Here is a 12,214-nt window from a genome sequence, read left to right on the forward strand (position 1 = left end):
TACCGTGACGCGATCCGGTGATGAGGTCCCTGCGGCCAAGGAGGTGAGGCATCATGCCGCTTGCAGCAACAAGGGCGCCCTACACTCTGTTCATTGTGGATGACGATATGCCCCTGAATCCCCGTGAGGACTGCGACTGTCTGGGAAAAATGCTCTGTTGGCATGGGCGCTATTCCCTGGGTGAAAAGCACGATTTTGAGGAACCCCGTGATTTTCTGCAAGAACTGCTCTTTTCAGAGTATTCCAGCGGCCATGACCGGGACAATCCGGTTTTTGCGTTTCTCAAATCTGGTAAGGCCAGCGGCGCCCGCCTGGAATACAACCGCTCCACACGGGAGTGGGAGCTGAAAGAGAACCAGCATTGGACTTCCGAGAGCGACTGGTATGTATCGTCCAGCTATGCGGCCTCGCTGAAAGATGATGTGCCGGATTGGTTTCTGGATGACTGCCTCTCCGCCCTCTCCACCGGCGAACTGTTTTCGCTGGTGGAGCAGATGGAGGGCATGGTGATCCTGCCTCTCTACCTTTACGACCACTCCGGCATCACCATGAACACCACCAGCTTTTCCTGCCCGTGGGATTCCGGTCAGGTAGGATGGATCTATGCGGATAAACAGATGATTGAAAAGGAGTACGGCAAGGTAACGCCTGAAACTCTGGAGAAGGCCCGTCAAGTGCTGGAGGGCGAGGTGAAGTCCTACGACTATTTCCTGACCGGCCAGTGCTACGGGTTCCAGTTATTCCGGGAAGATGTGGAGGTGGATAGCTGCTGGGGCTTCCTGGGCGAGATACGGGATGTGCAGGACGATGTAAAGGACTATCTGCCGGAGGACTGTGATCCGGCTATCGTGGAACAGCTCCAGTTCCGCTATGAGGAACTGGACATTGAGGAATATCTGGAAGAATTGCGAGAGGAAACGGAGGGATTGGATTGTGAAGTGGGATAAAGCGCAGCCGCTTTATATCCTTTACGGGTGCAATATCGTCAAGGAGCGAAGCACCATGCGGCTGGTTGCCGCCACTACGGATGAGGAAATGCTGAAGGTCATCATTGGATCAGAGATTCTTTGCGGGCGTATGGACTATCGGGGCTTCAGCAACATGAAAGGCTTTCAGCAGTTCCGGGCCGCCTGCCGTAACGGTGACGAGCGATATGGCGATCTGTCCTATGGGCTTGTGGAGAAAACGGAAAACCTGCTGCTGTCCGACTGTGCCAAAGAACCGCTGTATGCAAGAGCCTACAAATATCTGAATATGCTCGACCGGGAATTTGACGCGATCCGTAATGGTTCTCTGGAGAGCCTGGGTGAAGATCGCACCCGCCTGATTCTGGACAAAGCATTATCGTGGGCAACACAAAATTACGCTGGCTGGGATTTATACCGTCATTTGAGAGATGAACTCGGCATGAGCAACGAGGAGATCTCCCGCGCCGGGTTTGAACTGGATGAGTTCTACGAGGGTGAGATGCCGGAGGACGATGTGGAATATGAGCCGGAGGATGACTATGAGGAAGAATTATGATACCCCGTCCCTGCCGGAACACTGTTATGCGGTCCTTCCCAACTCCGGGCAGCTCATCGAGGTTCGGCGCGGCGAAATGGGCTATTACCCCTGCGCCTATTCCACCGGCGGCCGCGCCTATAACCAAGTCCTGGAAAATTATTTCAACGCCCATGAGGGCATTTCAAAGGCACAGGCGGCTGCTATGCTGGCCGGGTCCATGTTTGGCTGGAGTGTCCCTGCTGCTGATCCGTCCCGATATGATCTGGACGGAGAGCCGGTCCGACCGGGTGTGCGGAAGGCCCTGCCCCGGTCCCCGCAATATCTGTATGAACAAGCCAAGCTGCTGCGGGAGGAATACGCGCCTGGTACAAAAGTCATTCTGGATGAAGCGGTAAACACCCCCTACTATGATGCACCCGCAGGGCTGGCCGGTATCGTTCAGTCTGTGGACGACGCCGGACAGATCCTTTGCCGCTGGGAAAACGGGCTTTCTTTCCGCCTCGTTCCCGGAACAGACCATTTCCACAAGGAAGCTGCACAGGAATTGGAATGGCCTGATGAAAAAGAATCCGATTTGGAACTGTGAGGTGATGGTTTATGCGAAGAAGCGCCGCCGTGTATCATAAATTCACCGAGGAGGAGATACGGCAGGCAAACAGCGTGGATATTCTTTCTCTTGCCCGTGGGTATGGCTATGAGCCGGAAAAGGCTGGCCGCAAGGCCGTCCACATGAAGCACAGCGGCGGCCTGTATATCTTCCCGGAAAACAACCGCTTTTTCCAGTGGACGGGACCGGATGACGGCATCAAGGGCGGCGCCATTGATTTTGTCATGCGGGAGGAAAACCTGTCCTTCCCGGAGGCGGTGGGCAAGCTGATCGGCAAGGAATATGTAGCGGAAACACGACAGGTAACGCCCTATGAGAAGAAAGAGCGCGGGCCGTTGGAGCTGCCGGACAAGGCGGAGAACATGAAGCGGGCCTATTGGTATCTGGTGTCCGTGCGGGGTATCAGCCCACAAATCGTCAGTCATTTTATGAACCGGAAGATGATCTATCAGGAGAAAAAGTATGGCAACTGCGTGTTTGTCGGTTACGATTCCGAAGGGGCGCCCCGGTACTGTTCCATGCGGGCTGCCAGAGAAAACAGTTCGTTCAAGATGGACGCCACCGGCTCCGATAAAAGCTATCCTTTTTTCCATGAGGGAACAAGTGACTTGCTCATCGTTACCGAGGCCCCTATCGACCTGATGAGTCATGCGTCCATCGCCGCTGATTTCTATGGGCGGGACTGGACGGAGGATCACCGTATCTCCACCGGCTGCCTCTGGAATGGGGCCATTGACCGCTATCTGGAGGGCCACCCGCAGGTCAAGCGGCTGGTGTTTGCGGTGGACAATGATTATCTGGCCCGTGACAAGGATGGGCAATTTCGGAATTGGGGACAGCTCACGGCGGCCAAGTGGGTGCGTGAATATACCGGGCGGGGTTTCCAGTGTGCTATCCATGTTCCACACCTGAATGATTTTAATACCGACCTGGTGGAACGGCGGAAAGGCCGCACCGTGGAGGATTTAGACCGTCTGCGGATGGCAGAGCTGGAGGCGGAATTTAACAAGGGCGCTGTTGAAGAACCCGAAAATGAAGATGAACAAGAAATGGAGGCTTGATACAGGTGCTTAGTAAAAGCCAGTTTATTCAGAGAGCAAGAATGATGGATGAAGCCTGTCGCCAGTGGTGTGATCTCATTGAAGAATGTAAAGAGCGGATAAACGGCCAGGGATTTACGGAATTTTATCACGAAATATGTGCCAGAAGTACGAGGAATATACCGAAAATCCCGGTATATATGGCTTTGATGTGCCGAAACGAAATCCCGCTTTGACAAAAAGCGGATCGCTTCATTCGTTTGAGCTGGACCGATGGAGCAAACCTGATGAGAACCACCGGGTCAAGCACATCGGCATGGCTGACGCCAAGGAAACCTTTGATAAGCTGAAAACGCATTTGGAGACTCACGGACTTCTCCCGGACGAATACTTTTTATATTCTGATGAGTTGTCTGGTGAATTGCCTGAGTTTGAAGAAGCCCTTTGCATCCCGAATTTCGGCTCCAGCGAGGGAATTTACCTGGATATTTCCCTGGCCTGTCGAAACAGTGATGGCAAACGGTATTTTCAATCCTTCGCCACCGGCAAGACGCTGGGTGAAACGGCGGACGATTATTTCCGGATGTTCCGCATCGCCGCCGAGTGTTCCCTGATGCTGAATGGGCGTGGATTTTCCTATGAGAGAAACAATGTGGACATCGTGCTGACCGGGAAAGAGGCCGCAGCCGTCGCAAATTCGGTGGAATTGGATCTGTGCGGCTATCTGGAGCCGGAAGCCGAGGCACTGCTATCCTCCGCTTTAGATAAATTCACCGGCGTTCCCTGCACGGCCATTCAGACCATCACCTGCCACGGGCGTGATGATTACGCTGTTTGGAATGTAGAGATCCCGTCCGATATGTTCCGCTCCATTGTCCGTGAAGCGGCAGAAAAGGTGGGGACATTAGAAAAACTGATGAGCGGCATGGACCCCTCATCCGGCTGTGAAATGCGGCTTTTGACGCAGATGAAGGACGGGCGCTTTGCCTTTTTTGCTATCCCGGAACGGATGAACGGTCTGCGGGATTATGAAACGCAGGGCAGCTCCGTCCGTGGGAGCAAGGAGCAGATCATGGCGGAGATCTTCACCGATTGGGAACCCGCCGAGGAACCGGAGGACGAGATGGAACGCTGACCCTCTCACTTCTCATTCCATCCGTATTGACCGCCCCACCGGGGCGCCCCGCAACCGGGAAACGCAGGCGCAGCCTGTGTTTCCCAGGTTAAGGCAGGAATAGCCGTCATACCTGACGGCGGGCCGACTGCTTGAAAGCCGTGCTTTCAACGGGTTTTTGAGAATTTTACAAGGTATGATTTTTTGATTTTGGTGTGATTTTTGTCACACCTTATGGAAGGGAGGCTTGACTTGAAAGAATCCCCGATCCGAACCGAGCGCAAAACCATCCATCTGCCCCCGGACACCATTCGGGCGCTCAATAAGCTGGCGGCCAGAAATGGGACGGACTTCTCTAAGGAGGTACGGCGGGCGATTGATGAATACCTGGATTTGGAAAGTACCGCTGAGAACATCGACATGATAAGCGGCGTGATCCGGCAGGAACTCAGCGGCCAGATCAAGGGGCTGGGAAACCGGCTGGCCGGACTTATCAACCGCCTGACAATCATATCCGCCGCAGGCTACTATGCCAATATCGCCATTATCGCAGACCTGATCGACCGGGACCGCTATTCCTCTTTTGAGAAGATCGAGGCGGCGGCCCGAAAAAAGGCGTTGGCGTTTGCAAACCAAAAGAACGCCGACGCCCTGCGTATTTTTCTGGATGACGAGGAAATGAAAAAAGCGATTCGAGCTGTTCAGGGGGGCAGTCGTGTCGATCCTGATTTATAAACAGCGCCACCGGCACCCCAATCAGAAAAAGACGCCCAAGTGCAACTATGCCCACATCGGCTATATTGCCACCCGTCCCGGCGCGGTAAAGAATGAGGGGATGCGCCACGGTCTGTTCGGGAAGCTGGAACCCGGTGAGGTACAGGAGTTTGCAACCTGGCAGGAGGCGGCCCGTCTGGTGCGGGAGCTGTCCTGCCGCCGAGTGAATATGTATCGAGGGATCATCTCCTTTTCCCCGGAAACAGCGGCCGAGCTGGGGCTGACCGATCGCAAAGCCTGGGAGGACTATATGGAGCGTCATATTTTAACGCTGGCAAAGTATAATGGAATCCGGGTTCAGAACCTACAATGGGTGGCTGCCCACCACAATGAACGGGGCCATCCGCACATCCATGTGGTGTTCTGGGATAAGAACCAGCGCACTATGGTCCCCTTTGTTCACCCCAGCATCCCGGATAAAATACGCAGGCAGTTGATCCGTGACACCTTTGCGGAGAAAATACAGGCGTATTGTGAAACGAAGCAGCGGGCCAGAGAGCGGCTTACTACTGCTGCCGTTGATCTGGTTGATGAGTTTGAGCAATATATGGAGCAGCTTCATCCTACCGAATACAAGCGACTGCGGGAAGCCTTTGGCCATATCACGGATGATGAGCTGGGAGCCGCCCCACTTGATGGTGTTTTGAGTGCGGATGGGATGGCCCGATTTATCCCCGGCCTGTTTGTCCTGAAAGAAAAGATGCCCAAAAAAGGCCGTCTGGCCTACAAATTGCTGCCGGAGGAAGTTAAGGCCGAACTGAATGCTTTTATCGGCAGCTTAAAAACAGACTGTAAGTACATTGGTGATCTGGTAAACGAGTATGCGGACGCCAAGTGCCAGCTTTCCATGCTCTATGACGCTGACCCTGCCCATGTGGAGGAACAGCGGCAGAAAGGAATCGCGGAGGCGGACAAACTGATTGCCAACAAGGTATTGGAGGCCATACGCACCATGCTCCGCAAGGATCGGGAAACCGGAGCTTTTGAGTATGCCGAGGCCCGAAAAGCCTACTATACAGAGCGGTTGATCTGTGAAATCCTGATGGCGTTAGAACAGAACGCCGTCAACATGGGTATGGAGTACGACGATTGCCAAAAGGCTATGGGAGGTGATCTTTCCAAAGCCGCCAAAAAGGACTGGTATTTACGGCACAAGGACAGGGGTATGGAACCGTAGTGTTTCTTGGGCTAATCCGCAGTCAAATAAATTGTCGAAATGTTTTGCGGTTTATAATCGCAAAACTAATTGACCGCAAACAGGTTTTGCGATATACTATTTACAAATGGAGGTGGTCACGATGATTGACAGGCCGTTATATGTGGATAAGATCATGGCTTATGCCGATACCCCGTTTGTAAAGATACTCACAGGGGTACGCCGCTGCGGGAAATCCACAATATTGAAGATGATTATGGAACGGTTAAAGACCGAGCGGAATATTCCGGCTGAACGCATGATAAGCTGCCGTTACGATTCTATGGAATTTGAGGATATGACGGCAAAGCAGATGTACGCACAGTTGAAGGAGCGTCTTTGCCCGGACGGAAAGACCTACCTGTTTCTGGACGAGGTACAGGAGATCAGGGGGTGGGAAAAGGTTGTAAATTCCCTGGCGTCCGACTTTGATGTTGACCTGTATATCACAGGCTCCAACTCCCGGATGATGTCCTCGGAAATCTCCACCTACCTTACTGGCCGGTATGTGTCTTTCCGCATTTTTACGCTGTCCTTCAGCGAATATCTGATGTTCAGAAGCAAGTTCACGACTGTCGGGGAACCCAAAGCCGAGCTTGCAAATTATGTCCGTCTGGGCGGATTCCCGGCAACCCATTTGCAGGAGTTTTCTCAGGATGAGATCTACACGATTGTCAGGGATATATATAATTCCACAATCTTTTCAGACATTGTAAAACGAAATCAGGTCAGAAAAATCGACCAACTGGAGCGCGTTGTCAAATATACCTTCAACAATGTCGGCAACACCTTTTCGGCAAAGTCGATTGCGGACTACCTGAAAGCAGAGCGCCGCGCCCTTGACAATGAAACGGTTTACAGTTATTTGGAAAAGCTGGAAAAGGCATATCTGCTTCACCGTTGCTCCAGATACGATTTGCAGGGAAAGGAAATCCTGAAAACTCAGGAAAAGTTCTATCTGGCCGATACCGCCCTGCGGTACAGCGTTCTCGGTTATAACGCGGACAGCGTGGCTTCCAGCCTTGAAAACATTGTGTACCTGGAGCTTTGCCGCCGGGGATATACCGTCAATGTGGGAAAGACCAGCGATGGAGAGATTGATTTTGTAGCGGTGCGGCAGAACGAGAAAATTTATGTTCAGGTCACACAGGAGATCAATTCGGAAAAGACAGAAAAGCGGGAATATGAGCGGCTGCTTGAAATACACGACAATTACCCCAAATATGTTCTTACAACGGACGAATTTGCCGGGGGGAATTACGAGGGGATCAAGACCATGCACATAGCCGATTTTCTGCTCAGTTCTGAATATTAAAGACACAGCTCAATGAAATGCCCGCTTGTTTATCAGGCGGGCATTTTCTTTTGGAAAGCTGGATTCGAGGCAGAAGATTTTTTCTAAAAGTTGATACTTGCTGATAAAAGTCGCTTGAAAAAGTTTTTGGTTTGCAGGAAAAGTCCCTTGAAAAAGTTGATGATTTTCTCCGCTTTTATTCCCGCTTCTATGTCCCGATAAATACAACAACCGGCCGCCCGGTTCGAGAAAGGAGATTGGATGAACACAGTAACAACGAGTTATAAGCACAACGGGGTGCCGGTGTCTATCCCCAGAGGGTCCTATGGCGTGACCCGCCTGACGGCCCGGCTGTATGAGTACCCCAAAGGGCATCCCTGCCGGGGGTGCCCTTTTACTTTACGGACTTCCGTTCCGTCCTGTATGTTCCCCAGCCGAAAGGACGGCGGGTGCCTCTGGTACGATCTGAAGCGGAAGAAGCGCCCACCCCTGCCGCACACCTATCCCCGGAGTCAGGCGGCGGCAGAGCGCATTTTTGATTTCATTGAAGTTCTCAAAAAGGTGATGAAACGAAAGGGTTACTCGTAAAAAGGAGGTTTGCCGGTTGCGGAGCAAAACAGATTTTTACCGGCTGTTCTTTGAACAGCTCGCCCGAAAGGGCTTTGATGTAAAGCGGTCCCAATCTTCGGATTATATTGCGGACATCTACTATAAAAATCAGCTTGTGGCCTATTTTTCCAAGGCGGATACGGTGATCCAGAACCCGTTTATTGCTGTGAAAGAAAAGGTCATGCGGCTTATCAACGACACCGCCCAGAACACGGCGGTCAAGGCGGGCATCTGCCGGGACTGCCCCTACACGGACGCCAACGAAAAGCTGCCCAACGGTTCCTACAAGCTGGCGGAATACAACGGCGTGACTTTGGCCTGCAAGGAGCATCACCTGTTCGGCTATGTGTTCTCCACCTACCGCACTGCCCCGGATTCCGGGGAAATGCTGGCGCGTCAGGTCTTTTACAACAAAGAGTTTGCCGGTCAGGATTTTGCCAAGCGCAGCGGCCTGGTGGACGAAAAGGCCCTATTCAGCGAGGAAGAATTGCGGGTCCTTCACGCCGGACTGGTCAAAATGAGCATACTCGATCACGATGTTTCCAATGACGCCCGTGAATCTGTGGAGCGGATTCTTGACAAAATCGAGGAAATCATGCCGGAGCTGCGGGAGGCCGACATGGACTTTGATTTTGATATGGAATTTGGGCTGAATGATGAAATGGAGATGGGAGGATAGCCTATGATGAACAGCAAGCGGAATCAGACCATCGCTATCGCCCGGTTTCTCATGTATAAGCACAACCTGAACCAGCAACTTGAAGGCATGACAGACGAGGAATATCTGGCCGACCCTATCGGGCTGGATGTGGGCAGCTATGTAAAGGATTTGATGCGGTACTGCCCGGAAAATGTGGTGGATCAGGTCATGGAGCATCAGGACGCGCTTTTGAGGCGGCTGGGGAGGGACTATCTCTCTGTGATTGCGTTTATGCCTTATGAGGAAGATGGAGGTGTGAGGTATGCGTGACGGGCGCCCAAATCCCGATATATGGGGAAACATCATCACCTGCGGCGAGATCGCCGTGGGTATCTATGAAATCGTCGGCACCAAAAAGCGGGGGCTTGAGATCCCCAAGGCCGTTGCGGAGGAAATCCTGCCGGAGTCCGTCATGGAGCAGGCCACACAGGACGGCGAGGCCCTGTGCTTTACCGACCCAGTTTCCAATGCCATTGTTGCCGACGCTCTGCTGGAGCAGGAGCTTGTGATCGACCCCAAGGCCGCAGCACAATTGGAGGCTATCCGGCAGCTTGATGATGTGTCCTATGACACCGGCTTTGAGCCGTCCATCAGCGATGTAGAGCTGGATGGGCTGGATTTGGAAAGGTAGGTGATAAATTGCGGCTGGTCTATATCTCATCCCCCCTGCGCGGGGATGTGGAGCGGAATATCCAAAGAGCAAGGGACTACTGTGCGTATGCGGCATCCTGCGGGGTGATTCCCTTGGCGCCCCACACGATCTTCACGCAATATCTGGATGATGAACAGCCGGAGCAGCGTGAACAGGGATTGCGGATGGGCCGCGACCTGATGTGGCGTTGCGATGACCTCTGGGTAGTGGGCAGCACCATTTCTTCCGGGATGCGGGAAGAAATTGAACTTGCAAAGAAGCTCTATATGCCCATTTTCTATGTGCCGGAAGATATGGTACAGGAGAAAGTTAAAATCCGTCAGCAGGATCACCTCCTTAGATTGGATGACTGCATTGAGGGAAGCAGCAAGAGCAGCTATGAGGGACAGATTCTTGTCCTAAAACCGGAGGCTTACGGCAGCAGCATGGATTTGACCGCAGACGATTCCCTGTGGTATGCCCGTGACGGGTTTGGCTGCATTTATGGAGCCAGAGGGCAGGCGGTCTATGCGGAAAACCTGCTGGATGGGCGGTACATTCACTGGGAGCGCAAGGACTTCTACGGTATCGTAAAGCCGGAAAGTCTGGCCGCATGGATCGCGGATAAGCCGATCCGCAGCGAGGCGGCGGAAGCGGTGCTGGAGGCCGCCGTACAGAACCTTGCCCCTGAACTGGAGGATGGGGAGGAATTGGAGCCATGAGGACCAAGGGGAAGTTGCTGGTCTGCGGGCTGATTTTTGTTTCCGGCGCAGTCCTGAATCTCTTTTTCTCCACCGCTGTTCATGGGCTGCTGACGAGGAAAATCACCCGGCTCTCCCTCCTTCCTATCGGGGACTGCCTTGCCAGCCTGTTTTCCAGCCGCCAACATTTGATGCTGTACCTCTGCCTGCAAGGATTTGTGTGTGTGCTGGCCGTGATGTTCTTTCTCACCAATATGCGGCCCTATGAATCCGACCTGGATACCATCACGCCGGAGATCAAGACCCCCAAGGCGGTGGGTCAGTATCAGCATGGATCGGCCCGCTGGATGAGCGACGCGGAAAAAGAAAAAGCCTTTGACAGCTTCATCCTGGACCCGCATGACCCGGCCATGCGGGAACTACTGAAAACCGGTTGTGATGGGCTGGATTTTATGAAAAAGTGAGGTGTTTGTTTGAAACTGAATCTGCATCCTAAAGTGATCCCCAAGGACACGCCGCCTGCCCCGCTGACGAAAGGCGGCGTGGTGGTGGGCATGAAAAAGGAGGGCGACAAGGAAAAAATCTATTTTGTGGGGGATGACTGCCACCTGCTCTGCGTGGGCGCCACCCGTTCCGGCAAGTCCCGCTGCCTGGTACTGGAGAGCATCTGCCTTCTGGGGCTTGCCGGGGAATCTATTTTCTGTTCGGACCCCAAGGCCGAGCTGTTCCACTACACCTCTGAATTTCTGAAAAAGCTGGGGTATGAAGTGCTGGTGCTGGACTTCAAGAACCCGGCCAAGAGTATGCGCTACAACCTTCTCCAGCCTGTCATTGACGCCATCAACGAGGGTGACACAGACCGGGCGGAAATGCTGGCCTGGGATCTGACCAATAATCTGGTAGGCAAGCCGGAGGGAGAGAAAATCTGGACGAACGGCGAGTGTTCCATCATCGCCGCCGCCATCCTCTGTGTGGTGTGCGATAACCAGAAGCGGCCGGAATTTCAGAATATGACCAATGTGTATTGGTTCATATCCGAGATGTGCCGTACCATCGGGAATAAAATGCCCCTGCTGGAGTATCTGAAAAAGCAGTCGCCAACCCACCCGGCGCGGGCGCTGCTCTCCATCTCCGATGTGGCCCCGTCCCGCACCAGAGGTAGCTTTTACACCTCCGCCCTCACCACCCTACGGCTGTTTACCTCGAAATCCATTTACGCCATCACCCATACCAGCGATTTTACGCTCTCCGACCTGGGAACTAAAAAGCAGGCACTCTTTGTGATCCTGCCGGACGAGAAAACCACCTTTTACCCGATTGCCTCTCTCATTGTGTCCCAGCAGTATGAGCTTTTGGCGGAGGCGGCGGATCGCCGGGGCGGGCGGTTGGAGCGGCGGGTGAATTTCCTGCTGGATGAGTTTGGAAATTTTACCCCCATCAGCGATATGACGAACAAGCTCACTGTGGCGGCAGGGCGCGGGATGCGCTATGCCCTCTATGTGCAGGGGTTCGATCAGCTCAAGGAGAAGTACAGCGACAACATCGCCAACACCATCAAGGGCAACTGCCAGATCTGGGCCTATCTCCAAAGCGATGACCCGGAAACCCTGCGGGAAATGTCGGACAAGCTGGGTAGCTACACCACATCCAGCTATCAGCTCTCGGCCAGCAACGGGCGGTTCACCACACCGTCCAGCTCCCAGAGCGTCAGCCTGACGGAGCGTAAGCTACTCAATACGGATGAGGTCCGGCGCGTCAAGCGGCCCTATCAGATCATCACCAGCCGGGACCATCCGGCCATGATGTACGCCCCCGACCTCTCCAAATGGCTGTTCAATCAAATGCTGGGCATGGGAGACATGGAGCATAACCGGAAGCTGCGGGAGGAGCGGGAAAACAAACGGCCCGTTATCACCGATACCAAGCAAGAGATCGCATTGTGGAATATCTGGGTCTACTATCAAAAGGACATCATGCGCCGCCTTGCGCAGCAGAAAAACGCAGGGGGCGGCGCTTCTGATGATGAATAAATTTCAGGAGGTT

14 protein-coding genes are annotated in these 12,214 nt (G+C 53.4%); all 14 read left to right on the top strand.

Annotation, left to right across the window (positions count from 1 at the left end; translation table 11 throughout):
• The first annotated feature begins 53 nt into the window (after positions 1–53).
• Positions 54–947 (top strand): hypothetical protein, encoded by an 894-nt coding sequence (locus tag NFR87_RS00505; RefSeq protein ID WP_065533966.1) that lies wholly within the window; start codon positions 54–56, stop codon positions 945–947.
• Positions 934–1,524 (top strand): hypothetical protein, encoded by a 591-nt coding sequence (locus NFR87_RS00510; protein WP_227111799.1) that lies wholly within the window; start codon positions 934–936, stop codon positions 1,522–1,524. Before NFR87_RS00505 ends, NFR87_RS00510 begins: the two co-directional genes overlap by 14 nt.
• On the top strand, positions 1,508–2,092 hold the full coding sequence (locus tag NFR87_RS00515; RefSeq protein ID WP_065533967.1) for a DUF4314 domain-containing protein: 585 nt from the start codon (positions 1,508–1,510) through the stop codon (positions 2,090–2,092). The genes NFR87_RS00510 and NFR87_RS00515 overlap by 17 nt, the downstream gene beginning before the upstream one ends.
• Before the next feature lie 11 nt (positions 2,093–2,103).
• On the top strand, positions 2,104–3,174 hold the full coding sequence (locus NFR87_RS00520) for a DUF3991 and TOPRIM domain-containing protein (protein ID WP_055271843.1): 1,071 nt from the start codon (positions 2,104–2,106) through the stop codon (positions 3,172–3,174).
• Positions 3,175–3,310: 136 nt separating this feature from the next.
• A complete protein-coding gene (locus NFR87_RS00525) occupies positions 3,311–4,288 on the top strand; it encodes a hypothetical protein (RefSeq protein WP_009260028.1) in 978 nt (325 codons plus the stop codon).
• Between the two features lie 231 nt (positions 4,289–4,519).
• Positions 4,520–5,002 carry a ribbon-helix-helix domain-containing protein gene (locus tag NFR87_RS00530; protein WP_009260027.1) on the top strand — a complete coding sequence of 161 codons (483 nt, stop codon included), beginning with the start codon at positions 4,520–4,522 and terminating at the stop codon, positions 5,000–5,002.
• Positions 4,983–6,218 (top strand): MobP3 family relaxase, encoded by a 1,236-nt coding sequence (gene mobP3, locus NFR87_RS00535; protein ID WP_087359744.1) that lies wholly within the window; start codon positions 4,983–4,985, stop codon positions 6,216–6,218. Before NFR87_RS00530 ends, mobP3 begins: the two co-directional genes overlap by 20 nt.
• Positions 6,219–6,339: 121 nt before the next feature.
• Positions 6,340–7,551 carry an ATP-binding protein gene (locus NFR87_RS00540; protein WP_065533969.1) on the top strand — a complete coding sequence of 404 codons (1,212 nt, stop codon included), beginning with the start codon at positions 6,340–6,342 and terminating at the stop codon, positions 7,549–7,551.
• Positions 7,552–8,134: 583 nt separating this feature from the next.
• Entirely contained in the window at positions 8,135–8,818 is a 684-nt protein-coding gene (locus NFR87_RS00545) for a hypothetical protein (RefSeq protein WP_009260023.1), read from the top strand.
• Positions 8,819–8,821: 3 nt separating this feature from the next.
• Entirely contained in the window at positions 8,822–9,109 is a 288-nt protein-coding gene (locus NFR87_RS00550) for a hypothetical protein (RefSeq protein ID WP_009260022.1), read from the top strand.
• Complete coding sequence (locus NFR87_RS00555) at positions 9,102–9,470, top strand: hypothetical protein (protein ID WP_065533970.1); 369 nt, start codon at positions 9,102–9,104, stop codon at positions 9,468–9,470. The genes NFR87_RS00550 and NFR87_RS00555 overlap by 8 nt, the downstream gene beginning before the upstream one ends.
• A gap of 8 nt (positions 9,471–9,478) precedes the next feature.
• Positions 9,479–10,192: a DUF7768 domain-containing protein gene (locus NFR87_RS00560; RefSeq protein WP_009260020.1), complete on the top strand. Its 714-nt coding sequence runs from the start codon at positions 9,479–9,481 to the stop codon at positions 10,190–10,192.
• Positions 10,189–10,635 carry a TRAG family protein gene (locus tag NFR87_RS00565; RefSeq protein WP_065533971.1) on the top strand — a complete coding sequence of 149 codons (447 nt, stop codon included), beginning with the start codon at positions 10,189–10,191 and terminating at the stop codon, positions 10,633–10,635. The genes NFR87_RS00560 and NFR87_RS00565 overlap by 4 nt, the downstream gene beginning before the upstream one ends.
• A 9-nt stretch (positions 10,636–10,644) precedes the next feature.
• Positions 10,645–12,201, top strand: coding sequence for a VirD4-like conjugal transfer protein, CD1115 family (locus NFR87_RS00570; RefSeq protein WP_065533972.1), 1,557 nt, complete (start codon positions 10,645–10,647; stop codon positions 12,199–12,201).
• Positions 12,202–12,214 lie beyond the last annotated feature (13 nt).

It is taken from the genome of Vermiculatibacterium agrestimuris (assembly GCF_943193085.1).
Classification (GTDB): Bacteria; Bacillota; Clostridia; order Oscillospirales; family Oscillospiraceae; genus Vermiculatibacterium; species Vermiculatibacterium agrestimuris.

What these genes read in the sequence shown, in the direction of transcription:
- NFR87_RS00505 (WP_065533966.1), top strand. Translation starts at nt 54, where the DNA reads ATGCCGCTTGCAGCAACAAGGGCGCCCTACACTCTGTTCATTGTGGAT.
- NFR87_RS00515 (WP_065533967.1), top strand. Translation starts at nt 1,508, where the DNA reads ATGAGGAAGAATTATGATACCCCGTCCCTGCCGGAACACTGTTATGCG.
- NFR87_RS00520 (WP_055271843.1), top strand. Translation starts at nt 2,104, where the DNA reads ATGCGAAGAAGCGCCGCCGTGTATCATAAATTCACCGAGGAGGAGATA.
- NFR87_RS00525 (WP_009260028.1), top strand. Translation starts at nt 3,311, where the DNA reads ATGTGCCAGAAGTACGAGGAATATACCGAAAATCCCGGTATATATGGC.
- NFR87_RS00540 (WP_065533969.1), top strand. Translation starts at nt 6,340, where the DNA reads ATGATTGACAGGCCGTTATATGTGGATAAGATCATGGCTTATGCCGAT.
- NFR87_RS00550 (WP_009260022.1), top strand. Translation starts at nt 8,822, where the DNA reads ATGATGAACAGCAAGCGGAATCAGACCATCGCTATCGCCCGGTTTCTC.
- NFR87_RS00555 (WP_065533970.1), top strand. Translation starts at nt 9,102, where the DNA reads ATGCGTGACGGGCGCCCAAATCCCGATATATGGGGAAACATCATCACC.
- NFR87_RS00565 (WP_065533971.1), top strand. Translation starts at nt 10,189, where the DNA reads ATGAGGACCAAGGGGAAGTTGCTGGTCTGCGGGCTGATTTTTGTTTCC.